The following is a 22,370-nucleotide window of genomic DNA, read 5'->3' on the forward strand; positions in this document are numbered from 1 at the left end:
CTCCGGTCAGAAGGCGTCCGCGCGGGCGGCGGCGGTGGAGGGGGCGGTCTCCCACGCCGCTGCCACCAGCCGCTCCAGCGGGCGTCGGCCATGGCGCAGGACGAGGACGGGGGTGAGAACGGCGTCGAGCAGCGTGGCACTGACCAGGCCGCCGAAAATGGTGATGGCGACGGGGTGGAGGATCTCCTTGCCCGGAACCTCGGCCCCGCTCATGAGCGGCAGCAAAGCGATGCCGGCGGACGCGGCGGTCATCAGCACCGGCGTCAGCCGCTCCAGGCTGCCGCGCATCACCAGAGCGGGGCCGAACGCCATGCCCTCGGCGATGGCGAGATTGATGATGTGACTGATCTTCAGGATGCCGTTGCGCGCGGCGATGCCGGTGAGCGTCACGAAGCCGATCATGCTCGCCACCGACAGGGGCTGCCCGGCGATCCACAGCGCCACCACCGCGCCGATGAGCGCCAGCGGCACGCTCCCCATGATGATGGCGGCGAACAGCGCCGAGCGGTAGCGGCTGTAGAGGAGCGCGAAAACGAGTAGCGCCGACACTGCGGACAGGCCGCCGATGGTGCGCATGGATTGCTCCTGCGCGGCGAAGGTGCCCTCAAGGCTCGCGGAGATGCCGGCCGGCAGTGCGGTCGCCGCGATCACTTCACGCATGTCGGCCACCACCACCGCCACGTCGCGCCCGCCGGAGGTGTTGGCCAGCACGACGATGCGCCGGCGCCCGCCCTCGCGCAGGATCTGGTTCGGCCCGTCCGTCTCCGTCACCTCGGCGACCTGCGAGAGCGGCACCCAGCCAGAGGGCGTCTCGATCAGCAGGCCCGAAAGTCCCTCCGTGGTGCGCGCCGCATCGGGCAGGCGGACCACCACGTCGAAGCGCCGCGCGCCGTCCACGAGGCGGGAGACCACGCGGCCGTTGGAAAGCCGCTCCAGCGCGTCCGTCACCTGCGCGGGCTGGAGGCCGTAGAGGGCGGCGCGGCCATAATCCACGCGCACCGTCACTTCCGGCACGCGCACCTGCCGCTCCACCTGCAGGTCCGCAAGGCCGGGAATGCCGGCGAGGCGCCCCCGCAGGTCTTCCGCCGTAGTTCGCAGGGTATCGAGGTCGTCGCCGAACAGCTTCAGGGCGATCTCGGCCCGCACGCCGGAGAGCATGTGGTCCAGCCGGTGGGAGATGGGCTGGCCCAGGTTGAAGGCGGCCGGCAGCACCGCGAGGCGGTCGCGGATGTCGGCGGTGATCTCGGCGCGGCTGCGGGCGGAGGGTCCTAGATCCACCTCGATCTCGGAGGCATGGACGCCCTCGGCGTGTTCGTCGAGCTCGGCCCGGCCGGTGCGCCGACCCACCGCCTTCACCTCCGGCACGTCCAGGATGAGCTTTTCGGCGACAAGGCCCATGCGATGGCTCTCGGCGAGGGAAAGGCCCGGCCGGAAGGACATGGAGATGGTGAGCGAGCCCTCGTTGAACGGCGGCAGGAAGGCGCGCGGCAGGCCCACGGCGGCCGCCACCGCCGCGAGGAAGAGAAGCGCGGCTGCGCACATCACGAGGCGCTGGTGGCGGAAGGCGGCGGCGAGCAGGCCGGCGTATCCGCGCTTCAGACCCCGCACCAGCACGCTCTCCCGCTCCACATGGCGGCTGAGTGCGGGGAGCAGGTAAAAGGCGAGCACCGGCGTGAGCGTGACGGAGGTGACAAGGCTCGCGAGGATCGAGACGATATAGGCCTGCCCCAGCGGCGCGAACAGTCGCCCCTCGATGCCCGGCAGCGCGAACAAGGGCACGAACACCAGCACGATGATGAGCGTGGCGTAGACGATGCCGGAGCGCACCTCCCGGCTCGCCGCCACCACCACGTCGAATACCGGCCGCGGCGCCGCGGCGGCGGCATTCTCGCGCAGGCGGCGGAAGATGTTCTCCACGTCCACCACCGCGTCATCCACCAGCTCGCCGATGGCGATGGCGAGGCCGCCCAGCGTCATGGTGTTGATGGAGAGGCCGAAGGCGTGGAACACGATGGCCGTGGCGAGGATCGACACGGGTATAGCGGTGAGCGAGATGAAGGTGGTGCGCCAGTTGACGAGGAAAAGGAACAGCACCACGGCCACCACCGCCATGGCCTCCATCAGCACCTTTTCCACGTTGCCGATGGAGGCGGCGATGAAGTCGGCCTGCCGGAACACCGGCGGCGAAATGCGGATGCCGTTGGGCAGCGTGCGGTTCAGGTCGTTGACCGCGTCCTCCACCGCGCGGGTGAGGGCGATCGTGTCCACCTCCGGCTGCTTCTCCACCGAGACGATCACCGCCGGCCGGCCCATGTAGCCGGCATCGCCCCGCTTCATGCGGGCCGCGTAATCCACCTGCGCCACCTGGTGCAGGAAGACGGTGCCGCCGGCGGGGCGGGGCAGCACCAGCCCCTTCAGGTCGTCGAGGCTGAGGGTGCGGCCGATGTTGCGGATCAGGAACTCGCGCCCGCCATGGTCAGCAAAGCCACCGCCCGAATTGGTGCCGAACTGCGCCACCGCCTTTTCCAGCGCATCGAGGGAGATGCCATGGGCGCGCATGGCCGCAGGGTCCGGCGAAACGCGGAACTGCCGCACTTCCCCGCCCATGGGGATGACCTGCGCGATGCCGGGAATGGCGAGCAGGCGCGGGCGGATGATGAAGTCCGCCGCCTCGCGCACCGCCATGGGGGACGCAGTGTCGCTCGTCACCGCGAACATCAGGATCTGCCCCATGATGGAGCTGATGGGCCCCATCTGCGGGGCAACGTTCGCCGGCAGCCGGTCCCGCACCAAAGCGATGCGCTCGGCGATCTGCTGGCGGTCGCGGAAGATGTCGGTGCCGAAATCGAACTCCACATAGAGGACGGAGAGCCCCACCCCCGAGACCGAACGCAGGCGGATGAGGCCCGGCAGGCCGTTCATCGCCGTCTCCAACGGGAAGGTGACAAGCTGTTCCACCTCGGCCGGGGCAAGGCCCTCCGCCTCGGTCATGATGGTGACGGTGGGCCGGTTGAGGTCGGGCAGCACATCCACCGGCAGGCGGGTGACCGCAAAGGCGCCGGTGACCACCAGCACGAGGGACAGCGCCAGCACCAGCAGGCGGTTTTTGAGGGACTGGGTGACGAGGAAGCTGAACATCGGCCGGCCTCAGCGGATCTGGTCGATGAGTTCGGCGCCCTCGGTAACCACGCGGCGATCGGGCGGCAGGCCGGCCACCACCAGCACGCGGCCGGCATCGAGGGGCTCCGTCTTTACCTCGCGCGCAACGAAGCGCTCGGCTGCGACATGTTCATAGACGATGGCCTGACCGTTCGCCCCGCGCACCACCGCCGTGCGGGGGATGGCGATGCCCATGCGCGGGGCGCCGGCCTCCGCGAGGACCGTGAGAAACTGGCCTGGACGCAGCCCCTCGGCACCCGCGGTGACGGAAAACTGCAGCGGAACGGCCTGGCTGCGGTCGGACATCCCCGCGCCCAGAAAGGTGAGCGCGACGGAGCGGCCATCGGGCAATCGCCCGGAAGCCCCGGAGCGGCCCATGTCCGGCGAGAAACCCAGCGCCTCCACCCACAGCCGATCCGGATCGATGATGCGGAACACCACAGTGTTCGGGTCCGCCATCTGTCCCGCCACCGCGTCCGAGGTGGCGATGATGCCGGCAACGGGCGCGCGCAGCGCCTCCGGCTCGCGCTGCACCCGCTCCAGCGTGGCGCGGCGAGTCTGTAGACCCTTCAGCTCAATCTCCGTCTCCTCCACCTCGCGGCGGGTGACCGCGTTCTGGATAGCCGACAGGCGCTCATAGCGGCGCTTCACGATGGCGATCTGCTGGTCCAGCTCAAAGCCCTGCTGCTCCAGGTCCTTGAGGTCCGAGGCGCCGATGGGCGGGTGCACGAACGCGAGGATGTCGCCCGCCGCGACCTTGGTGCCGAGCGGCTTGAAGCCGCCCTGCGGCGGTGCCAGCCGCCCACCCACCGCCGTCTGCACGAGCCCGCTGGCATTGGCATCCGGCACCACCCGCCCCGGCAGTTCCACCGCGCGGGCATGGCTGGCGGAAGCCGTGACGATGGTGCGCACGCCGAGGATGCGCTGGCTGGGCTTCGGCACGATCACCGAGCCGTCGGGCAGGCGCTGGGCCGCATCGCGTGCGGAAGGCTTCGGCGTATCCGCGGCCTGCGCATCCGGCGGGAGCGCGGCGGAGGCAAGCCCCAGACCGGCAGCGAGAACGAGTGCCGCCGTGCGCCGCCGCAGCGACATCAAGAGCACGGCCGCGAGAAAGCCGATAACGACGCCGGCACCCAAGCCCAATTGCGATCCGCCCAGCAGCGCCAGCGCCGCCGGCGCAGTGGCTCTGGGGTCGGCCGTCACCGAAGCCGCAGGCACCGTGAGAGTGGTTGCGAGCACGTCCACCGTGCCGCCGGCCGTGACCGTGAAAGCGAGGTCGTGCGTGCCCGGCTTCGCGGCGAACGGAGCGGCAACCACATAGGTGCCGGGCTCCTCGGGCTTTGCGGTCTGCGCGCCTTCGGGCGTGTCCATTTCGATGGTCGCGCGGTCCACCGGCGCGTTGTCGGTGAAGCGGTCGAGGTGGATGGCGAGGATGCCGTCGCGCAGCACTGCCACCAGCTCGAAATCGGCGGAGGCGGCCTCGGCACGGGGGGCGAGAGACGTTACCTGAGGCGCGGCAGGCGCGCCGTGGTCGTGGCCTTCGTGCGCCATCGCGCCCGTCGCCAGCACCAGGCCGGCGAGAAGGGCCCACGACCCAAGGCCAACTCTCCGCATGAAATGACGCACCATCCTTCAACCCGTCCGATCCTCAATCCGGTACGGGAGCCAGATAGCGCACGGGCTGTCACGCCGCGTATCGCTTCTGTATCAGTTTGTTTCAGTCTGGAGCTTGGGCAGGCGCACTGTCGCGACGAGGCCGCCGCCGGCGCCGTTGGCGAGGGTCAGCGTGCCGCCATGGGCCTCGGCCACCGCACGGGCGATGGGAAGGCCGAGCCCCACCCCGCCGGTGGACCGGCTGCGCGAGGTGTCGAGCCGGACGAAGGGTTCGAGCACGGCGGCGAACTGGTCCTGCGGAATGCCTGGGCCTTCGTCCTTCACCGTCAGCACCGCCTCGGCGCCCTCCTCCGCGAGCACGACATGCGCGGCGCCGCCATAGAGAAGCGCGTTCTCCAGCAGGTTCGACACCATCCGCTTCAGGCTGACGAGGCGGCCTGCCACCACCAGGCGCGGCGGGGCTGCAAGATCGGCGGCAAGGCCCCGGTCGCGGGCATTGTCCACCAGCGTCTCCACCAGCGCCACGAGGTCGAGCGGGCGTACCGGCTCCTCGCTGGCCTCGCCGCGCAGGTAGGACAGGGTGGCGTCCACCATCTGCTCCATCTCCGCCACGTCCGCCGCCATGGCCTCGCGCAGGGCGGGGTCGCCCACGTCCTCCATGCGGAAGCGCAGGCGTGTCATGGGCGTGCGCAGATCGTGGGAGACGGCGGCGAGGGCCTGGGTGCGCCGCTCCATCAGCTCCGCGATGCGAGCCTGCATGCCGTTGAAGGCGTGGGCCAGCTCCCGCACCTCCGTCGGGCCGGTCTCCGGGAGCCGCACCAGAGGGGCGTCCGGAGGCAGGGCCGCGACGGTCCGCGCCATGGCCCTGAGCGGCCGCGTCAGCCAGGCGGCGATGGCGAGCGACAGCAGCAGCACGCCCGTCGCCATGAGGGTCGTGGAGAGCACCGATCCGTGCGTCCCGGCCGCCTGCGGCATGGAGGCGAACAGGCGGGCGTTCAGCCAGCTGCCGTCCGGAAGGCGCACGGCGACCAGGCTGAGGTGCGGATCGGTGCCCGCGCCCACCAGCACATCCTGCGGTCCGAGGTCAGGCGCCAGCGTGCGCACGTCGTCGGCGAGGCGCTGCCATCCCTCCGCGGCATGGGGGCCGGGTGCGGCCATGGCTTCCCGGCTCCAGTGCGCGTCGATGGCGCCGCCGGACAAGTCATGGGCCACATCCTCGCGGCTTTCCGGCGGCGCTGCTGCCAGCGACCGGCGCAGCGCGACGATCTGGTCGGCGAGGCGGATGGCATGGGCCGCATGGCGCTCGCGCTCCATGGCGTGCTCGTAGGTCCACAGGCTCAGCACATGCACGACGACGATGCCCAGCACCGCCACCACGGCGGTGCGGACGGCGAGGCTGTCCGATGCGCGGATCAGGGCGCGGATCACGAGCGTTCCACCTCCGGGACGAAGAAATAGCCGGCGCCGCGCACGGTCTTCACCATCTCCGGTCCGCCATGGGACTCAAGCTTCTTGCGCAGCCGGCTGACCTGGATGTCGATGGCGCGGTCGAAGCCTGTGGCGGTGCGGTTCTTGGCAGCGTCCATCAGCTGGTCGCGCGTCAGCACCCTTTGGGGATGTTCGAGGAAGGTCAGGAGCAGGTCATATTCGCCAGTCGACAGATCCACCACCACGGCTTCGGGATTGGTCAGCTCGCGCCGGCGGGTGTCGAGGGTCCAGCCGGAAAAGGCGAGCAGGGTGCCCCCGGAAGCCGTGGCGTCGCCCGAAGGCCGCATGCGCCGCAGCACCGCATGGATGCGCGCGAGCAGCTCGCGCGGATTGAAGGGCTTCGACAGATAGTCGTCCGCACCGAGCTCCAGCCCCACGATCCGGTCCACGTCGCTGCCGCGCGCGGTGAGCATGATGATGGGCACGTCCGACGTGCGGCGGATGTCCCGGCATAGGTCGAGCCCGCTCGTGCCGGGCAGCATGATGTCGAGGATGATGAGATCCACCGCCCCCGCCTTCATTGCCTCGCGCATCTCGCGCGCATCCTGTGCCGCGGTGACCTTGTGCCCGTGCTCGCGCAGGAACTTGCCGGCGAGGCGTCGGATCTCGGCATCATCATCGACGATCAGGATATGGCATTCGGGAGACACGGGGTGACGCACTCCTGCGAGGCCGTCCTGCGGGCGCGACGGCTGCTCTGCGGACAAGCCCTTTTATCCCAGCCGGCGTGCTTCGCCATACGAAGTTGGCGCAGGCAAGAAATCGCCTTGCACCGCGCCCGCGCTGATGCCGGCCGACGGAGCGTGCTCCCGTGAAAGACCATGCCAGCCGAGCCAGCCGGTGTAGAGGCCGACCATCAGGATCAGCGCGGCCGAGGCATAGGGCGCGCGCCGGGCGAAGGCGCTGAAGCCCGACCAACGTTGCGAGACGTGCCGGACGCTGAGGGCCGCGAGCACGCCGGCCGACACCAGCGTGAGCGCCAGGCCGATGCTGAAGCACAGGACCAGCACGAAGCCGAGGCTGAAGACCTTCAGCTGCATGCAGATCAGCAGCACGGTGATCGCCGCCGGGCACGGGATCAACCCGCCCGTCAGTCCGAAGACGATGATCTGCCAGGTGGTCACCGGGCGGCCGGCAAAGCGATTGCGGATATCGGCGGCGTGGGCGCGGGCGTGGGCGTCGTCCTCGTCGCCGAGATTCATGTGGGCATGGTCATGCTCCTCGAACACGAGGGCATGGACCTCCTCCCCGCCGTCGGCGAGGCGCATGCGAAGCTCCACTGAAAAGGCATGGGGCTCGGGAATATCGTGCGTGCTCTCGAGGAATTCACCCCGGTGCACGAACGGGAAGACCTGACGGCCGCCGCCGGGCCGCAGGGTTTCGAGAAAGACGCGCTCGGCGTCAGGAAGCATGCGCCCGCCGGGGCTGGAGATGCGCCACCGCGGCGGCACGCCATCCTCGAAGATGTCGAGCGCCAGTTCCCCTTCTGCGGTCGAGAGGAGACGGGTCTTGTCCTCATGGTGGTGATGCGCGTCGCTCTGCTCGCGCCACGTCCGCCAGGCCATCCAGGCGGCGATGGTGATGATCGCCACGGCTGAAGCGAGCTGAAAATAGGGTTCGCTGGCCTCGCCACCCCATTGCTGCCCGAAATACAGCCCCCCGAGGGCAATGAGCCAGACCACCGCCGTGTGCGAGGCCGTTGCGGCGAGGCCCAGCAGGACGGCCTGGGTGAGCGTGCCGCGGATGGCGATGATGAAGGCGGCCATCATCGTCTTGGAATGGCCCGGCTCAAGCCCGTGCAGGGCACCGAGCAGGATGGCCGAGGGGATGAACAGCCAGGCGTGCGCGGCCCCCTGCTGGAGCAGGTCTGTAAACGCAGTCATCTTGCTCTCAGATCACTTGAGGTAGGTGCGGACGACCTCGATCAGGTCGGCGGCGCCTTTGGCACGCTCGGGGTCCGGCTCGGCGTCCGGGTTCACCACGTGATGGCGGATGTGGTCCTCCATCAGCTCCGCCGTCAGTCCGTTGATGGCGCCGCGCATGGAGGCGACCAGCATCAACACGTCGGTGCAGCCGATCTCGGCTTCCAGCGCGCGCTCCACGGCTTCGGCCTGCCCCTTGATTCGGCGGATGCGGGCGAGAAGCTTGGTCTTGTGCTTGATCGTGTGTGCCATCACGGGTTTATAATATAGGGGGGTACCCTATATAAATCGTTCCTTTCGCTCGGCGGCAGGGCCAAATACGGGAACTTGCGGAACCGGCCGCGGACATCGGGGCGGACGGGCTTTTGGCAATCTGCGCAATGACCCCGATGTGGTGGAACGGCCCTCGGGCTGATAGACATAGCTGGGGATGGATGCCGACGGCATCCTCTCCTTTTTGTTGCTGGTGCTTCTGACAGTTGGGATCGTTGCGCTTGTCCTCTCCTTCTTTGGAGGCGCCGTGCGGATCGGTAACGATCGAAGCCTTTCGCGAGGCCTCGACATTCTCGGTGAGTACTGCGCGAAGGGAGAAATCCAGCGCGACGAATACCTCCAGGAAAAGCGCGACCTCAGCGCCTGATCCGGACCGGGTGACGTCGCGGAGCCATGACAATGAGCAAGATGGCGATCTCATTAGCGGGTGCGATCATTCTCATCGCTGGAGCAGGTTTACTCGCCATGACGGGAGCCTCACGGGGACAATCGGATGGCGCGCGCGCAGGCGACCCGGCGCTAGGAAGCCATGTGGCCGATGCCAAATGCGCCGAGTGCCACGGCGCGGATTGCAATAGCAGCGAATCGCAATTTCCGAAACTGGCGGGTCAAAGTCCGGCTTACCTTTATCGCCAACTCTGGGCCTTCAGGAATGGGACTCGCAGGTCGGACATCATGGCGCCAATCGCGGCAGACCTCGGCGACGCCGACATGGCGAATGCGTCGAGCTTTTATGGCAAGCAGTCGCGCAAGGCGGACGCGGTCAAGGACCAACGCTTGGCGGCGATTGGAGAGCGCATCTTCTTCGCGGGAATGCCCGCTTGCGCCATGTGTCACCGTGCGTCCGGCCAACGCGGCATGCCCGTGACGGGCATGATGGGAGGCGGCATGATGGAGCGGATGCCGATGATGGGCATGATGGCCGACGCTCCCTATCTGAATGGACAGCATGCGGCATATATCGTCGATCAATTGGATCGCTTCGCGAGTGGCGCGCGTCCGTCGTCGACAATGATGGGCCGTATCGCGGCGGCGCTGAGCGAAGCCGATAAGAGGGCCGTGGCCGAATATCTCTCCGGCCTGCGTTGAACTTTCCTATATTCGCGTCTTGCAAGAACGCCTTGGGAGTGAACCATGAGCTATTATTTCGCCAAAACGCTTGCGCTCGGCTTCGATGACGCCGTGCGGCTGACGACTGAGGCGCTCAAGCGCGAGGGTTTCGGCATCATCACCGAGATCGACGTCAGGGACACTCTCAAGAAGAAGATCAATGTCGATTTCCGTCCCTACCGCATTCTCGGCGCCTGCAACCCGGCGCTTGCCCACGAGGCGCTTGAGATTGAGGACAAGGTAGGCACGATGCTGCCGTGCAACGTCATCGTGCAGGACAAGGGGGACGGCAACACCGAAGTGGCGGCGATCGATCCCGTCGCCTCAATGCAAGCGATCGACAATCCGCGGCTCAAGCAGGCGGCCGAACACGTCCAGGCGAAGCTCAAGAGCGTGATCGGTTCGCTCTGACACGGTTTCGGGCGCATTGCATCCTCATGGGTCGCTCCCGGCGCCTGGATTTATTTAGGCTTACTGGAAAGGGCGCGTCGCCGCATTATCACGTTGAATGCGCGGACTATTCCGCGCAAATGGATGATAGCATCTCGGTTCCAGAGAGATCTTCCTTGCTTCGATTTTCTGCCTTCGGCTTGGCTCTGGTCGCGGCGGATCGTGCAGCGGCGCAGGATTCGGGCAAGAAGACGCCGATCGATACGGCACTGATCGTATAGGTCAATCTGTCGGGCTCGGTCGGCGGGGGTTCTGCTCCGCATAATTGCGAGGGTGGAAGGCGGGCGCCCCGCGGGAAGCGGAGCGCCCGTGGCCGGTCATCGCGACCAGATGAGCTTGTGCTCGCCCTTGTCGCCCTGGACCAGGGAGGCGTAGACCGGCGCCGTGAAGGACGGATCGTCGAGCTTGAGCGAGAGGTATTCGGTGCCCGTCTCGCGGGCGGTCCGGCTCCAGCCGGCGCCGAACTCGACGCCGTTGGCGGTGACGCGATAGTCGGGCGCCTTGTCGGTGTCGCGGTCGCAGGGCTTGATGGTGGCCTTGACGTTGAGGGTGAGGGTCTTGATCGTCCCGGCATAGGCGCCGTTCTCGTCGCGGGTGAAGGTGCCGATCTGAGCCATTGTCATATCTCCTGAGAGTTGCCCGAAGCCGCCCGATGAGGCCTCGATGGCGGTCGAGAGGCGACGGACCGGACGGCTGCACCCCTTGTGGGCCGCAGCGGCAGCGGAGGACGGTGGCAGCCGAGCTTGTTGTCCCGCGAGGAATGACCGCTTGCGGTCAGGGGAAGAAGGTCGGCGGAGCCGTTGCAGGCCAAGGCCGAACCGGCGCCAGACCAGCCCGGAAGAGAGGCCGCCTGGGGGCTTCGCCGCATGATCGGCAGAGATCGACGCAGGCGGTCGGCACCTCATCAGCACGTCGGCGACGCCAGCGCGTCATCCTCCCGCGGTCACCGACGCCAGCCTCCGAGCCAACGACACATGCCCCGCCCGATACGGCACAGACCGTGTCGAACACGATGCCGGTGCAGGACCGGGGCGATTGGGCGAGAGAGCCGCTTCAGGTGCGGACCCGTTCCGATCCGGCCGGTGCCTCCAGGTCCGAGAGCAAGGAAGCGATCAGCGCATCCGGTGCCTTGAACCGGCCGCGCCTGAGCTCCGGCGGGATGACCGCCTCGATCGCTTCCAGCTTTTCAGAGGGGTCCATGCGGAGATAGGCCTCCGTCGTGCGGATGTCGGCATGACCAAGCCACAGGGCAACCTTCCGGATGTCGTGGGTGGCCTGCAGCATGACGACCGCGCAGCTGTGCCGGAGCTGATGTGGCGAGACGCTCCGACCACGCAGCGATGAGCAGGTCTCGGCCGCTGCGCAGCATGGACGTCGCGGCGGAGTGGCGCAGAACGTGGGCGCCGCGATGGACACTTTTGACGCCGGCCCGGTCGAGGGCGCGGCGCACGATGCACTTCACGGCGATCCGGCTCAGCTGGCGGACAGGCGCCGTGTCCGTCAGGAACACCCGCGTCGTCGCGATCCGTGGCCGCGCCCGCTCGATATAGGCGAGGATGGCGTCCCCGATCTCCTGGGTCAGCGGCAGGCGCTCCTCACGCCGCGCCTTGCCAGCAAGGGTTATGCGGCCTGTCACCCAGTCGATCTCATCGAAGTCGAGGTTGGCGACTTCGCTGGCCCTGAGGCCCAGTCGGGCCAGGAGCAGGATGGCCGGTCCGAACGCGGCCACGGTCTGTGCCGTATCGGGCGGGGCATGTGTCGTTGGCTCGGAGGCTGGCGTCGGTGACCGCGGGAGGATGACGCGCTGGCGTCGCCGACGTGCTGATGAGGTGCCGACCGCCTGCGTCGATCTCTGCCGATCATGCGGCGAAGCCCCCAGGCGGCCTCTCTTCCGGGCTGGTCTGGCGCCGGTTCGGCCATGGCCTGCAACGGCTCCGCCGACCTTCTTCCCCTGACCGCAAGCGGTCATTCCTCGCGGGACAACAAGCTCGGCTGCCACCGTCCTCCGCTGCCGCTGCGGCCCACAAGGGGTGCAGCCGTCCGGTCCGTCGCCTCTCGACCGCCATCGAGGCCTCATCGGGCGGCTTCGGGCAACTCTCAGGAGATATGACAATGGCTCAGATCGGCACCTTCACCCGCGACGAGAACGGCGCCTATGCCGGGACGATCAAGACCCTCACCCTCAACGTCAAGGCCACCATCAAGCCCTGCGACCGCGACACCGACAAGGCGCCCGACTATCGCGTCACCGCCAACGGCGTCGAGTTCGGCGCCGGCTGGAGCCGGACCGCCCGCGAGACGGGCACCGAATACCTCTCGCTCAAGCTCGACGATCCGTCCTTCACGGCGCCGGTCTACGCCTCCCTGGTCCAGGGCGACAAGGGCGAGCACAAGCTCATCTGGTCGCGATGACCGGCCACGGGCGCTCCGCTTCCCGCGGGGCGCCCGCCTTCCACCCTCGCAATTATGCGGAGCAGAACCCCCGCCGAAACCGGCGGCAACACAGACCTCACAGGCCAGCGCTCCGCATAATCCCGCTCTCCGCATAATCGACGTTATGTGGAGCTCCACATAAGATCGAGATCGGCGCCGCCTGGTCCAAGCGCTCCAGCGAAGGCCGCGACTATCTGGGCCTCAAGCTCGACGACCCGAGCTTCAACGCCCCGATCTACGCCAACCTCTTCGACGACGAGGACGCCGACACCTTCTCGCTGATCTGGTCCCGCCCCAGCGGGCGCCGCGGCGAGTGAGCCGCACAAGGCCCCGGCCGGTTCCGGCCGGGGCCTTCCCGCCACCGGGTTCACCGGTCAGTCGTTGCCGTCCGGCCGCACCAGTTCGACGTGGCTGACCCCCAGCGCCTGAGCCAGCTCGTAGAGGGTGATGACCGTCGGATTGCGCCGGCCACGCTCGAGGCCGCTGATATACTGCTGGCTGAAACCGGAGCGCGCCTCGACATCCTCCTGCGTCAGGCCTTTTTCCTGACGCAGGCGAGCGAAGTTCCGGCCGACCAGCTTGCGCATATCCATGCGCAGACGGATCGCAATTTACACACTTTGAGCTTATCAACTATAATATGTAATCAAGCGGCCCTAGCGGGTTAGACGGCGGCAATGCCGATGCCGATCGATCACCGAGCGGCCCGGGGATGCTCCCGGCTCGCGGGCTCGCTTCACCATCCGCCGTCGTCTAGAAGGGACGAAGGCTGCGCCAGGCATGGAAACGGGGGGTGACATGACCGACGCGTTTGCAGACACCGCTCCGTCCGCTTCCGAGCTCACCGACTACGACCGAGCGCACATCAAGCTCTATGCGCGCCTTTTGGACGCCACGGCGGATGGCGCCGGCTGGGAGGAGATCGCCTCGGTGCTGTTCGGCATCGACGCGGCTCGGGAGTCCGAACGTGCCCGTCATGTCCATGACAGCCATCTGGCCCGGGCCCGATGGGTGGCCTCCAGCGGCTACAAGGACCTCCTCCACCGCCCTGTCTGACGTTGCAGCCCGTTTGCAGGGGTGATGCGGCTGCGGCATCACGCGATGCTCCCTGGCAGACTTCCCCCAGTATTCTCAATCCCAGATTGTCCTCACTCGACACGCACGCTGGATGCGGAGACGAGTGATGAAGCCCGATACATCGCGCTGGCGAGAGGATGCCAGCTACGTCTATTTCGACACGCTGTCGGTGGAGGGCCTCGCCTGGGAATGCCTGCGCCGGGACGAGACCTACCAGGAACACTACCAGTCCCTCGTGAAGGCCGGCTCGGACGCCGACCCGCTCCCCCGGGAGGTGGAGCAACGCTGGGGGCTGCGATTTCGCCGCGCGGCCATCTCTCTCCGCTGTGGAACAGAACGTCCCGTGGTCGCCGGTTGTCGATCCGGCCATCGTGCTTCTCGCCCAACAGCCCGCGTTTCTTCCGGGCGCGCCCAGCGTGTCGTTCGGCGGCATGGTTGCGCCGCGCGATAGCACCGAGGGACGATACTGGGTCCATGGTTCGGCACCTCATGCCGCGCAGGTGCTGCTGCTGACCGGGACTCGCCCCGACGCGCCGCTGGCGGCATTGATCCCGCTGGACGCGGACACCATTGGACGGGTGGAGGCCTTGACCCGCTTCTGGCGCGCTGTCGAGGGTCGGCCGGCGATCCCCGACACCCGCATCACCGCGCAGCAGCGTGGCCGGCTGCGCACCATGATGCTGGCGGCCGATGGTCGGGCGAACGGCGCCAGCTATCGCGACATCGCCATCTTCCTTTACAGCCACAAGCGCGTGGCATCCGAGCCCTGGAAAACCTCGGCGCTGCGCGACAAGGTCATCGGCCTCGTCAAAGGCGGCCTCGCCATGATCGGCGGCGGCTATCTCAGGCTCCTGCGTCATCGCAGAAGACCATAGCCGCATCGTCGGCATCCTGAGGGTGGGGATTTTCGCCCCCCTCAACTTCCCCATCCCCCTCGACGGCTGCCCTTCGCCACCGTGATCGCCATCCGCCGCTGATGACCAGCGGCCCGAGATCGCCCACGGAGGTTCGATCCATGCGACCCGACGCTGTCCCGCTGCCGCCACGCTACTTGCGCACCAAGGAAGCCGCCGTCTTCCTCAGCCTCTCGCCCCGCACGCTCGAGAAGCACCGCACCTACGGAACCGGACCCGGCTATCGCAAGCTCGGCGGACGCGTCGTCTATGCCATCGAGGACCTGCAGGCCTGGGTCGCCCGTGGCGCCGTCACCTCCACCTCCGATCCGCGCGGCTGCGTGCTGCCGGCCAAGCGCCACGCCCTGCCCGGCGTTGTCGAGCCCCACCGTTTCGCACGCTGATCGGAACCCTTCTCCATGGCGGCGCGGCATCGCTCCCAGCCGGAGCGCGGACAGCTCGATCTGTTCCGCGCGCTTCCCGGCGCGTTCGCGCCACGGGATGCGCAGGATCTCATGGCCTATCCCTTCTTCTCCCTCTCCAAGACCCATCGTATCGCGCCCATCGATTTTGCCGCCGGCGATGTCTCCATCCGGGTCGAGGCCGTGCCTGACCACGGCATGGCGACCATCTGGGACGCCGACATCCTGATCTGGGCGGCGAGCCAGATCGTGGAGGCCCGCGACGCTGGCCTGCGCACGTCGCGCTTCATGGTCGCCACCCCCTATGAGATCCTCAGGTTCGTGGGGCGCGGCACCTCGCTGCGGGACTACCAGCGCCTGAAGGCGGCGCTCGACCGGCTGCAATCCACAACCGTGTCCACCTCGATCCGCCAGCGGGCCGAGGGACGGCGCCATCGCTTCTCCTGGATCAACGAGTGGAAGGAGCGCACCGACCGGGATGGCAGACCCGCGGGAATCGAGCTCATCGTTCCTGACTGGTTCTATTGCGCCATTCTCGAAGATGCCCTCGTTCTCACCATCGACCGGGCCTATTTCGACCTGACGGGCGGGCTCGACCGCTGGCTCTACCGGCTGGTGCGCAAGCACGGCGGCCACCAGCGCAATGGTTGGCGCTTCGACTTCCGCCACCTCCACCTCAAATCGGGCAGCCTCTCGCCCTTCAAGCGCTTCGCCTTCGAGCTGCGCGACATCATCCGCCGCCAGCCGCTGCCCGGCTACACCCTGTTCCTGGAGTGTGACGCGAGTGCGCGCACGCTGCTCGCATTCGAGCCGGCCTGTGGACAGCCTGTGAATCCCTTCGTGCCATCGGGAACCCGGTGCCACGTGCCATCGGGAACCGGCCCCTCGTGCTTTCGGGAACCGAAACAGGGGTTAACCCCAAGCCCGAAAACGCAAAATCGCGCCCCTAACTTAGAGTCTAACATAGACTCTAACTTTAAAAGGCGCGCGGGCGATGTGGATAACCGCGCTCAGCCGGCCCAAAAACCTGCCCTTCTGCACACCTCTAAGGATGAAGGTCTTCCGTCTTTCCGTAAAGACGGATTTCAGGCTCCAGATCCTCTCTCCGCACCCGAGACGATGCCTGCCGACACACCGGGAGGCCCGCGATGATCGTCGCGCTGCTCAATCAGAAGGGTGGTGTCGGCAAGACGACGCTCGCCTTGCACCTCGCCGGTGCGTGGGCGAGCCGCGGTCAGCGCGTCACGCTCATCGATGCGGATCCGCAGGGCTCCGCCCTCGACTGGTCGCAGCAGCGCAGCCGCGAAGGGCTGCCGCGCCTGTTCGGCGTCGTCGGCCTCGCCCGAGACACGCTGCATCGGGAAGCCCCCGAGCTGGCGCGGGATGCCGATATAATCGTCATCGACGGGCCGCCCCGTGTCGCCGGCTTGATGCGCTCCGCACTCCTCGCTGCTGACCTCGTGCTGATCCCTGTGCAGCCCTCTCCCCTCGATGGTTGGGCCTCCGCGGAGATGCTCGCGCTCCTGAATGAGGCGCGCATCTACCGGCCGGAACTGGCCGCCCGCTTCGTGCTGAACCGATGCGGCGCCCGCACCGTGCTCGCCCGTGAGACGGCCGAGACATTAGCGGATCACGATCCGCCCGTTCTTGCGACCACTATCGGCCAGCGCGTGTCCTTCGCCATATCCGCCCAGTCCGGGCGGCTGGTCGGCGAGCTCGACGAAGGTGGTCGGGCGGCGCGCGAGATCGCGTCCCTGGCTGCTGAGATCGTTGGTCTCGGTGTTCCGGAAACCGCCCCATGAGCGCACCGCCGACCCGCAAGGGCTTCGCCGCGCGGCCGGCTGATCCGGAGCAGTGGATCAAGGCTGCGGAGGCGAAGACGTCAAATGACGTCACCGGCGGCTTTACCGCGCGGCTCACCATCGACGTCACGCCCGACCTGCGCGGGCGGATCAAGATCGCCGCCTTCGGCCGCGGCCAGACCGTCGCGGACATGCTCCGCGATCTCCTCGCCCGTGAGTTTCCCCCGACATCAGGAGAGGCCTCATGATGAGCCCGCCGGTGCCATCCTCCGTTCCCAAACCCAACGCCCCATCACCCGCCGCGCCGACCCCAGACCCGCTCACCCATGTGGAGCTGACCTGGATCGAGAAGCGGATCGAGAACTGGATCCGCTTCGGCCGGCCTGCGCAGGCACAAACTCTCGACCGTAGCCGCCGCATCGTATCGTTTGCGCCGAACTCCATCTTCGCCTTCGTCCGCTGGGCCGCAAACGACTTCGGCACCGTGGTGTCGCGCATCGACATCGTGCGCGCCGTCGCACCCGGCGAGGCCTACCAGACGCTGCCCTTCGTGCGTCCCGGCGGAGAGATCCTGCTGCGCGCCGACGGCTGGCCGAAGGTCGAGAAAGTGCTCCAGCACATGGATGCCGTTGAGGCCATCGGCGTCAACGGCGCTGATGTCGCCCCCGACCACTGGCGGCATGTCCACAATCGCCTGGTCGCCGGCCATATGCCCCGCGCCTACACGACTGAGCGCCATCACGCGTGGCTCAAGCGGCGGGAGTGCGGAGAATGACCCGCTTCGGCACTGTGATGGTGACGTATTTCTCGGTGATGGGGGCGGCGGCGGCCGCCTTTGTTCCGACACCGCTCAAGCTGGTGTGGAACGTCTCCGCCAGCGCGCCCGTCGGGCTCTACGAAATCGAGCCCGCGCGCAGGCTCGATGTCATGGACCTCCTCGCCATCACGCCGCCGGCAGCGCTCGCCCGCTTCCTGGTGGAGCGCGCCTATGTGGGCGCCGGCGTCCCATTGATGAAGCGCGTGGCGGCGCTTCCCGGGCAGGAGGTCTGCCGCAAAGACGGCACCATCACCGTCGATGGCGTGGCTTACGGTGAGGCGCTGGAGCGCGACCGCATGGGACGTCCCCTGCCGGTCTGGCGCGGATGCCGTCGCATCGCCCACGGCGAGCTCTTCCTCATGAACTTCGATGTGCCCGACAGTCTCGATGGGCGGTATTTCGGGCCACTGCCCGCCAGCACCGTGATCGGCCGCGCCGTGCCGCTCTACACCGATGAGGCCGGCGATGGGCACTTCGTCTGGCGTGCGCCGACGCGCTGAGGGCGACCGACCATCTTCACCTTCATCACACGTCGAGAGGCCGTCATGCCGCGGACGAGACTGTTTTTGCGCGCCTGTGATGGCGCGTGCGGACCGATGCGCGTGCTCATTTGCCCTCGTGCGCTGGTCCTTCTTCTCCTTTCCGGAGTGCTCTGCGGCTGGTCAATGACAGCCATGGCGGCGGAAACACGAGGGCCACAAAACCCGCCGTCGTCAAGCGATCGCTACGCCGACTTCATCGCGGAAGCGGTGGAGCGTTTCGACATTCCCGCAGCCTGGATCCGGGCCGTCATGCGCGCCGAAAGCGACGGCGACGCGCGCTCTACCTCGCCAAAAGGCGCCATGGGGCTGATGCAGATCATGCCGCAGACCTGGGCTGAACTGCGTGTCCACTATGGCCTCGGCGACGACCCCTACGACCCGCACGACAACATCATGGCGGGTGCGGCCTACCTGCGGGAGTTGTTCGATCGCTACGGCAATCCTGGCTTCCTCGCCGCCTACAATGCGGGGCCGGGCCGCTACGAGGCCTCTCGGAAGGGACGCCCGCTGCCCCCGGAGACGCGCGCTTACGTCGACAAGTTGGCGCCGGACATCGCGCGCGGCGAAGCCGAACCTTCCGCGCCGAAATCACCCTCTCCGCCGGCGGTCGAGACACCCTCCTGGGCTCAAGCTCCGATCTTCGCCGTGCAGCCAGTGCGCACGTCAGCGGCAGATCCAATGTCAACGGATCATGCTCAGCCGACACCTGACGTGCGCGATATCTCGGCCATCGTTCCGCAGTCTGCTGGCCTGTTCGTCGCCCGTGGCGGCTCTGGAGGCGTGCAATGACCACGACCGGGCTCATTCGCAGATTGGCGGGGCCTCTCGTGTTCAGGCGAGGGGCGGGATGGGAGACGCAGGACACAACCGTCCGATTGCCGCCCGTAATCGGCAGGACGGTTCCCCGCCGAAGAGCGCGCCACCAACAGCTTCGCCGCCCGGTAAAATCTCCCGCGTTACGCAACGCAGGAGGCGGGTGATGGACTTCTTTTGCGGGCTGGACGTGGCCATCGAGGAGACGGCGGTGTGCGTCGTCGATGATCGCGGTGAAGTACATCTGACGGTGAAGGTGGCGACCGAGCCGGAGGCGTTGCTGGCGGTGCTGAAGCCCTTCGTTGGGCGATTGAAGCGTGTCGGCCACGAGGCCGGCTCGCTGTCGCCCTGGCTCCATCCCGAGCTCAAGAAGCTCGGCCTGCCGGCGATCTGCCTGGAGACGCAGCATGTGCGGGCCGCGATGTCGGCCCAGCGCAACAAGACCGACGCAGCGGACGCCCTCGGGATCGCCCACATCATGCGCACAGGCTGGTTCCGCCAGGCGCACGTGAAGACGGAAAGCTGCTACCGGATGCGCCTGCTGCTGACGCATCGACGCAACCTGAAGCGCAAGTTCCTCGATCTCGAGAACGCCATCCGCCACTCGCTGAAGAGCTTCGGGATCAAGCTCGGTGGCACCTCGCGCGGCAAGTTCGACCAGGCGGTGCGGGAGGCGGTGGCCGACGATCCGCTGTCCTGCGAGCTCATGGACGCCATGCTGTCGGCGCGCGCCGCGCTGTGGAAGGAGTATTGCCGGCTGCACGATCTCGTCGTGAAGCTGGTGGCGCAAAGCGAGCTGTGCCGGCGCTTCATGGCGATCCCAGGCGTCGGGCCGGTGACGGCGCTCAGCTTCATGACGGCGATCGACGACCCGTCCCGCTTCCGCCGCTCGCGCGACGTTGCCGCCTATTTCGGGCTGACGTCCAGGCGATGGCAGTCGGGCACATCGATCGACGTGCAGGGGCGTATCTCAAAGGCTGGGGACTCTGATGTGCGCCGCGCGCTCTACGAGGCGGCATCGGGACTGCTGACCCGCTTCAAGGGCAAGGACAAGGTGAAGGCCTGGGGCCAGGAGATCGCCAAGCGCTCCTGCCATCGCAAGGCGTGCGTCGCCGTGGCCCGCAAACTGGCCGTCATCATGCACGCCATGTGGAGCGACGGCACCTTCTATCTCGGCGATCCGGCAGCGAGCACTGCCGACGCCGCGCAGCGGGCGCACACCAAGGATCGCAAGCTCCTGGGAGCCCACCGATGAGCAACTTGCTGACACGAGACATGCAGCGCGCCCGCAACTGACGGACGCCATTCTGAACATGGAGATCCGCCCTCGGCGGATGAGGACCGATGCAGACCAGGACCGACGGAACGCACGTTATCTTGCCTGCGGCTGTGCCGATCGGAAGACGGCCGGACCGCGCTCGATTGCCTGTGACGATGCTCCGTCAATCCGATGGAAAAGTGCGCCGCGACGGTTCGAGCGCTGCCGACGTGCAGCCGGAACACCCCGTCGCAGAGCGCGGAGGAGTGCAAGGCGCATCGGAACTCGAAGCCCGCGAGCGGAGGCGTGCCGTGGCGAACAGCATAGTATATTCTCGCATCGGGAAGGATGAACGACGATGTCCGCAAGAGCAGTGGAAATACGACCGATTAGGAGGGCGAGATAAAAGGGCGCAAGGTGCGCTGAGGTCGGGCGGTTGTTTTTGCTTGGGAATTTTGAGCCAAACGCACATTGCGCTGCTGCTCGACAATGTGCATCGAGTACTCAAGTCACTGATCCTGTTGGCCTTCCCCCACCTTGCAGGGGCGCGTCATGACCGATGACCGGGAATTCCGCGTCCGGCCCGGCCGCATCCGCTCGTCCCGTGCCCAGAGGGCCCGTCCCTTCATCGCCCAGGCCCTCGCCGCGGCCCAGAAGGCCGGTGGCCACGTCTCCCGATCCGGCCGCCTCACCTCCGGCACCCGCTCGCACTTCGGCCGCGGGCGGACGGCGAGCATCCAGGCCAACCGCCTGCTCACGGGTCGCTCGCGCGTCGTCGTCATCAAGACCCGCGTGGTGCGCCACACCGCCCGCGCCACACCGCTGATCGCGCATCTCTCCTACCTGCGCCGGGAGGGCGCGACCCAGGACGGGGAGAAGGCCCGCCTGTTCGGGCCGGGCGCCGAGGAGGAAGATGGCCGCGCCTTTGCGGAGCGATGCGCTGACGACCGGCACCATTTCCGCTTGATCGTGTCGCCCGAGGACGCGGCGGATATGGCCGACCTGAGGTCCTTCGCCCGCGACCTCGTGGGCCAGATGGAGACGGACCTCGGCACGAAGCTGGATTGGGTCGGCGTCGACCACTGGAACACGGACAACCCCCACCTGCACATCCTGGTGCGTGGCCAGACCGACGACGGCCAGGACCTCGTCATCTCCCGCGATTACATCAAGGAGGGCATGCGCGCCCGCGCACAGGATCTGGTCACCCAGGAGCTGGGGCCGCACACCGACCTCGACATCCGCCGCGCCATCGAGCGGCAAGTGGAGGCGGAGAGGTGGACGCAGCTCGACCGTCAACTGGTCCGGGACCAGCACGAGACCGGCGTGATCGACGTCGCGCCCCATGCCGATCGCCAGCCGGACGCGTTCCATGCCCTGAAGGTCGGACGACTGCGCAAGCTCGAAACCATCGGACTCGCCGATCAGGTCGGCCCCGGCCAGTGGGTGATCGACGAGAAGGCCGAGGCCACGCTCCGCGCGCTGGGCGAGCGCGGCGACATCATCAAGCGTATGCACCGGGCTCTGACCTCGCAGGGCATCGAGCGCGGTACCGCAAGCTATGTGCTTTCTGGTGAGCACCTCGATGCACCCATCATCGGCCGCCTGGTCGACCGCGGCCTCGACGACGAGCTGAAGGGCACGGCCTATGCCGTGGTCGACGGCGTCGACGGGCGCACCCACCACATCAGGCTGCCCGACCTCGATGCGGCAGGCGATGGCGCTCCCGGCTCCATCGTCGAGCTGAGGAGGTTCGAGGATGCCCACGGCCAACAACGGGCCGCGCTCGCGGTCCGCTCGGACCTCGACATCGAGCGACAGGTCACGGCGGCGGGCGCGACCTGGCTCGACCGGCAGGCGCTCGCCCGCGAGCCCGCCTCCCTCTCCGACAACGGCTTCGGCGGCGATGTGCGGGATGCCATGGACCGCCGTGCCGTACATCTGGTCGCCGAAGGCCTCGCCCAGCGTCAGGGCCAACACATCGTCTTCGCTCGCGACCTCATCGAGACGTTGCGCCGGCAGGAGATAAGCGCACTGGGCGAGCGGCTCGCCGCCGGGAACGGGCAGCCTTTCAAACGTGCCGGGACTGGTGAGTACGTCACCGGCACCTATCGCCAGCGCTTCGCCCTGGCCTCAGGCCGCTTCGCCATGATCGACGACGGCCTCGGCTTCCAGCTCGTGCCCTGGACGCCCTCGCTCGAGAAGCAGCTCGGCAAGCACGTCTCCGGTGTCGCCCGGTCCGATGGTGGCATCGACTGGTCCTTCGGCCGCAAGCGCGGCCTCGGCCTCTGACCTCA

Annotated in this window: 26 protein-coding genes and 1 pseudogene; 17 read left to right on the top strand and 10 right to left on the bottom strand. The window is 67.7% G+C overall.

Going from position 1 to position 22,370, the window contains the following annotated elements; translation table 11 throughout:
- Positions 1-6: 6 nt before the first annotated feature.
- From V5F68_RS07470 to V5F68_RS07495, 6 genes are all read right to left on the bottom strand, one after another.
- Positions 7-3,138: an efflux RND transporter permease subunit gene (locus tag V5F68_RS07470; RefSeq protein WP_209483290.1), complete on the bottom strand. Its 3,132-nt coding sequence runs from the start codon at positions 3,136-3,138 to the stop codon at positions 7-9.
- 9 nt (positions 3,139-3,147) lie between these two features.
- Complete coding sequence (locus V5F68_RS07475; protein ID WP_238513388.1) at positions 3,148-4,773, bottom strand: efflux RND transporter periplasmic adaptor subunit; 1,626 nt, start codon at positions 4,771-4,773, stop codon at positions 3,148-3,150.
- A 93-nt stretch (positions 4,774-4,866) separates the two neighbouring features.
- Entirely contained in the window at positions 4,867-6,201 is a 1,335-nt protein-coding gene (locus V5F68_RS07480; protein ID WP_209483288.1) for an ATP-binding protein, read from the bottom strand.
- Entirely contained in the window at positions 6,198-6,911 is a 714-nt protein-coding gene (locus V5F68_RS07485; RefSeq protein ID WP_149578547.1) for a response regulator, read from the bottom strand. The genes V5F68_RS07480 and V5F68_RS07485 overlap by 4 nt, the downstream gene beginning before the upstream one ends.
- 63 nt (positions 6,912-6,974) lie before the next feature.
- Entirely contained in the window at positions 6,975-8,144 is a 1,170-nt protein-coding gene (locus tag V5F68_RS07490) for a nickel/cobalt efflux transporter (RefSeq protein WP_149578543.1), read from the bottom strand.
- Positions 8,145-8,156: 12 nt separating this feature from the next.
- Positions 8,157-8,435 (bottom strand): metal/formaldehyde-sensitive transcriptional repressor, encoded by a 279-nt coding sequence (locus tag V5F68_RS07495; RefSeq protein ID WP_138399103.1) that lies wholly within the window; start codon positions 8,433-8,435, stop codon positions 8,157-8,159.
- A gap of 178 nt (positions 8,436-8,613) precedes the next feature.
- Between V5F68_RS07495 and V5F68_RS07500 the strand changes: the two genes are divergently transcribed.
- Genes V5F68_RS07500 through V5F68_RS07510 form a run of 3 tightly spaced genes read left to right on the top strand, consistent with a single transcriptional unit; the run spans position 8,614 to position 9,977 of the window.
- On the top strand, positions 8,614-8,823 hold the full coding sequence (locus V5F68_RS07500) for an SHOCT domain-containing protein (protein WP_149578544.1): 210 nt from the start codon (positions 8,614-8,616) through the stop codon (positions 8,821-8,823).
- A 32-nt stretch (positions 8,824-8,855) separates the two neighbouring features.
- Positions 8,856-9,545: a c-type cytochrome gene (locus V5F68_RS07505; RefSeq protein WP_245327175.1), complete on the top strand. Its 690-nt coding sequence runs from the start codon at positions 8,856-8,858 to the stop codon at positions 9,543-9,545.
- Between the two features lie 45 nt (positions 9,546-9,590).
- The gene (locus tag V5F68_RS07510) at positions 9,591-9,977 is read left to right on the top strand and encodes a DUF302 domain-containing protein (protein WP_149578546.1); all 387 of its coding nucleotides are present in this window, start codon (positions 9,591-9,593) and stop codon (positions 9,975-9,977) included.
- A 356-nt stretch (positions 9,978-10,333) separates the two neighbouring features.
- Here V5F68_RS07510 and V5F68_RS07515 read toward each other — a convergent pair whose 3' ends face one another.
- The 3 genes from V5F68_RS07515 to V5F68_RS07525 all read right to left on the bottom strand — a co-directional run bounded on the left by V5F68_RS07515 (position 10,334) and on the right by V5F68_RS07525 (position 12,093).
- Complete coding sequence (locus V5F68_RS07515; RefSeq protein WP_149578558.1) at positions 10,334-10,633, bottom strand: DUF736 domain-containing protein; 300 nt, start codon at positions 10,631-10,633, stop codon at positions 10,334-10,336.
- 436 nt (positions 10,634-11,069) lie between these two features.
- Positions 11,070-11,300, bottom strand: coding sequence for an integrase (locus tag V5F68_RS07520; RefSeq protein ID WP_188079666.1), 231 nt, complete (start codon positions 11,298-11,300; stop codon positions 11,070-11,072).
- Positions 11,203-12,093 (bottom strand): tyrosine-type recombinase/integrase, encoded by an 891-nt coding sequence (locus tag V5F68_RS07525; protein WP_509274674.1) that lies wholly within the window; start codon positions 12,091-12,093, stop codon positions 11,203-11,205. Before V5F68_RS07525 ends, V5F68_RS07520 begins: the two co-directional genes overlap by 98 nt.
- A 35-nt stretch (positions 12,094-12,128) precedes the next feature.
- Here V5F68_RS07525 and V5F68_RS07530 point away from each other — a divergent pair, with 35 nt between their 5' ends.
- Both V5F68_RS07530 and V5F68_RS07535 read left to right on the top strand, forming a co-directional pair.
- Positions 12,129-12,428 carry a DUF736 domain-containing protein gene (locus V5F68_RS07530; RefSeq protein ID WP_149578558.1) on the top strand — a complete coding sequence of 100 codons (300 nt, stop codon included), beginning with the start codon at positions 12,129-12,131 and terminating at the stop codon, positions 12,426-12,428.
- Positions 12,429-12,589: 161 nt separating this feature from the next.
- A pseudogene (locus tag V5F68_RS07535) lies at positions 12,590-12,766 on the top strand (DUF736 domain-containing protein); the annotation flags it as partial.
- A gap of 57 nt (positions 12,767-12,823) precedes the next feature.
- Here V5F68_RS07535 and V5F68_RS07540 read toward each other — a convergent pair.
- Complete coding sequence (locus V5F68_RS07540) at positions 12,824-13,042, bottom strand: helix-turn-helix domain-containing protein (RefSeq protein WP_138397488.1); 219 nt, start codon at positions 13,040-13,042, stop codon at positions 12,824-12,826.
- A gap of 205 nt (positions 13,043-13,247) precedes the next feature.
- On the opposite strand from V5F68_RS07540, the gene V5F68_RS07545 reads away from it, so the two are divergent.
- The 12 genes from V5F68_RS07545 (at position 13,248) to V5F68_RS07600 (ending at position 22,365) form a co-directional block, all read left to right on the top strand.
- A complete protein-coding gene (locus V5F68_RS07545) occupies positions 13,248-13,505 on the top strand; it encodes a DNA -binding domain-containing protein (RefSeq protein ID WP_149578528.1) in 258 nt (85 codons plus the stop codon).
- A gap of 127 nt (positions 13,506-13,632) precedes the next feature.
- Positions 13,633-13,977, top strand: a complete 345-nt coding sequence (locus V5F68_RS07550) for a transcriptional regulator domain-containing protein (protein WP_232847637.1) — start codon at positions 13,633-13,635, stop codon at positions 13,975-13,977.
- Positions 13,898-14,401: a DUF2285 domain-containing protein gene (locus tag V5F68_RS07555; RefSeq protein ID WP_309298308.1), complete on the top strand. Its 504-nt coding sequence runs from the start codon at positions 13,898-13,900 to the stop codon at positions 14,399-14,401. The genes V5F68_RS07550 and V5F68_RS07555 overlap by 80 nt, the downstream gene beginning before the upstream one ends.
- Before the next feature lie 140 nt (positions 14,402-14,541).
- Positions 14,542-14,823 carry a helix-turn-helix transcriptional regulator gene (locus V5F68_RS07560; RefSeq protein WP_149578527.1) on the top strand — a complete coding sequence of 94 codons (282 nt, stop codon included), beginning with the start codon at positions 14,542-14,544 and terminating at the stop codon, positions 14,821-14,823.
- Positions 14,824-14,838: 15 nt separating this feature from the next.
- Positions 14,839-15,993, top strand: a complete 1,155-nt coding sequence (locus tag V5F68_RS07565; protein ID WP_394011799.1) for a replication initiator protein A — start codon at positions 14,839-14,841, stop codon at positions 15,991-15,993.
- Positions 15,990-16,643 (top strand): ParA family partition ATPase, encoded by a 654-nt coding sequence (parA, locus tag V5F68_RS07570; RefSeq protein WP_394011801.1) that lies wholly within the window; start codon positions 15,990-15,992, stop codon positions 16,641-16,643. The genes V5F68_RS07565 and parA overlap by 4 nt, the downstream gene beginning before the upstream one ends.
- The gene (locus tag V5F68_RS07575; RefSeq protein WP_149578524.1) at positions 16,640-16,891 is read left to right on the top strand and encodes a hypothetical protein; all 252 of its coding nucleotides are present in this window, start codon (positions 16,640-16,642) and stop codon (positions 16,889-16,891) included. The genes parA and V5F68_RS07575 overlap by 4 nt, the downstream gene beginning before the upstream one ends.
- Positions 16,888-17,418: a DUF2840 domain-containing protein gene (locus V5F68_RS07580; protein WP_394011803.1), complete on the top strand. Its 531-nt coding sequence runs from the start codon at positions 16,888-16,890 to the stop codon at positions 17,416-17,418. Before V5F68_RS07575 ends, V5F68_RS07580 begins: the two co-directional genes overlap by 4 nt.
- On the top strand, positions 17,415-17,960 hold the full coding sequence (locus tag V5F68_RS07585; protein WP_394011805.1) for a S26 family signal peptidase: 546 nt from the start codon (positions 17,415-17,417) through the stop codon (positions 17,958-17,960). The genes V5F68_RS07580 and V5F68_RS07585 overlap by 4 nt, the downstream gene beginning before the upstream one ends.
- 165 nt (positions 17,961-18,125) lie before the next feature.
- Entirely contained in the window at positions 18,126-18,791 is a 666-nt protein-coding gene (locus V5F68_RS07590) for a lytic transglycosylase domain-containing protein (RefSeq protein ID WP_394011807.1), read from the top strand.
- A 190-nt stretch (positions 18,792-18,981) separates the two neighbouring features.
- Positions 18,982-20,070: an IS110 family RNA-guided transposase gene (locus tag V5F68_RS07595; RefSeq protein ID WP_012112611.1), complete on the top strand. Its 1,089-nt coding sequence runs from the start codon at positions 18,982-18,984 to the stop codon at positions 20,068-20,070.
- 555 nt (positions 20,071-20,625) lie between these two features.
- Positions 20,626-22,365, top strand: coding sequence for a relaxase/mobilization nuclease domain-containing protein (locus V5F68_RS07600; protein ID WP_149578522.1), 1,740 nt, complete (start codon positions 20,626-20,628; stop codon positions 22,363-22,365).
- Positions 22,366-22,370: the final 5 nt, after the last annotated feature.

Source organism: Roseixanthobacter pseudopolyaromaticivorans (genome assembly GCF_043195145.2).
GTDB lineage: Bacteria > Pseudomonadota > Alphaproteobacteria > Rhizobiales > Xanthobacteraceae > NCEH01.

What these genes read in the sequence shown, in the direction of transcription:
- V5F68_RS07500 (WP_149578544.1), top strand. Translation starts at nt 8,614, where the DNA reads ATGGATGCCGACGGCATCCTCTCCTTTTTGTTGCTGGTGCTTCTGACA.
- V5F68_RS07590 (WP_394011807.1), top strand. Translation starts at nt 18,126, where the DNA reads ATGACAGCCATGGCGGCGGAAACACGAGGGCCACAAAACCCGCCGTCG.
- V5F68_RS07580 (WP_394011803.1), top strand. Translation starts at nt 16,888, where the DNA reads ATGATGAGCCCGCCGGTGCCATCCTCCGTTCCCAAACCCAACGCCCCA.
- V5F68_RS07545 (WP_149578528.1), top strand. Translation starts at nt 13,248, where the DNA reads ATGACCGACGCGTTTGCAGACACCGCTCCGTCCGCTTCCGAGCTCACC.
- V5F68_RS07560 (WP_149578527.1), top strand. Translation starts at nt 14,542, where the DNA reads ATGCGACCCGACGCTGTCCCGCTGCCGCCACGCTACTTGCGCACCAAG.
- parA (WP_394011801.1), top strand. Translation starts at nt 15,990, where the DNA reads ATGATCGTCGCGCTGCTCAATCAGAAGGGTGGTGTCGGCAAGACGACG.
- V5F68_RS07510 (WP_149578546.1), top strand. Translation starts at nt 9,591, where the DNA reads ATGAGCTATTATTTCGCCAAAACGCTTGCGCTCGGCTTCGATGACGCC.
- V5F68_RS07525 (WP_509274674.1), bottom strand. Translation starts at nt 12,093, where the DNA reads ATGAGGCCTCGATGGCGGTCGAGAGGCGACGGACCGGACGGCTGCACC.
- V5F68_RS07495 (WP_138399103.1), bottom strand. Translation starts at nt 8,435, where the DNA reads ATGGCACACACGATCAAGCACAAGACCAAGCTTCTCGCCCGCATCCGC.
- V5F68_RS07595 (WP_012112611.1), top strand. Translation starts at nt 18,982, where the DNA reads ATGGACTTCTTTTGCGGGCTGGACGTGGCCATCGAGGAGACGGCGGTG.
- V5F68_RS07505 (WP_245327175.1), top strand. Translation starts at nt 8,856, where the DNA reads ATGAGCAAGATGGCGATCTCATTAGCGGGTGCGATCATTCTCATCGCT.
- V5F68_RS07475 (WP_238513388.1), bottom strand. Translation starts at nt 4,773, where the DNA reads ATGCGGAGAGTTGGCCTTGGGTCGTGGGCCCTTCTCGCCGGCCTGGTG.
- V5F68_RS07515 (WP_149578558.1), bottom strand. Translation starts at nt 10,633, where the DNA reads ATGGCTCAGATCGGCACCTTCACCCGCGACGAGAACGGCGCCTATGCC.
- V5F68_RS07585 (WP_394011805.1), top strand. Translation starts at nt 17,415, where the DNA reads ATGACCCGCTTCGGCACTGTGATGGTGACGTATTTCTCGGTGATGGGG.
- V5F68_RS07490 (WP_149578543.1), bottom strand. Translation starts at nt 8,144, where the DNA reads ATGACTGCGTTTACAGACCTGCTCCAGCAGGGGGCCGCGCACGCCTGG.
- V5F68_RS07600 (WP_149578522.1), top strand. Translation starts at nt 20,626, where the DNA reads ATGACCGATGACCGGGAATTCCGCGTCCGGCCCGGCCGCATCCGCTCG.
- V5F68_RS07550 (WP_232847637.1), top strand. Translation starts at nt 13,633, where the DNA reads ATGAAGCCCGATACATCGCGCTGGCGAGAGGATGCCAGCTACGTCTAT.
- V5F68_RS07520 (WP_188079666.1), bottom strand. Translation starts at nt 11,300, where the DNA reads ATGCTGCAGGCCACCCACGACATCCGGAAGGTTGCCCTGTGGCTTGGT.
- V5F68_RS07575 (WP_149578524.1), top strand. Translation starts at nt 16,640, where the DNA reads ATGAGCGCACCGCCGACCCGCAAGGGCTTCGCCGCGCGGCCGGCTGAT.
- V5F68_RS07470 (WP_209483290.1), bottom strand. Translation starts at nt 3,138, where the DNA reads ATGTTCAGCTTCCTCGTCACCCAGTCCCTCAAAAACCGCCTGCTGGTG.
- V5F68_RS07530 (WP_149578558.1), top strand. Translation starts at nt 12,129, where the DNA reads ATGGCTCAGATCGGCACCTTCACCCGCGACGAGAACGGCGCCTATGCC.
- V5F68_RS07565 (WP_394011799.1), top strand. Translation starts at nt 14,839, where the DNA reads ATGGCGGCGCGGCATCGCTCCCAGCCGGAGCGCGGACAGCTCGATCTG.
- V5F68_RS07540 (WP_138397488.1), bottom strand. Translation starts at nt 13,042, where the DNA reads ATGGATATGCGCAAGCTGGTCGGCCGGAACTTCGCTCGCCTGCGTCAG.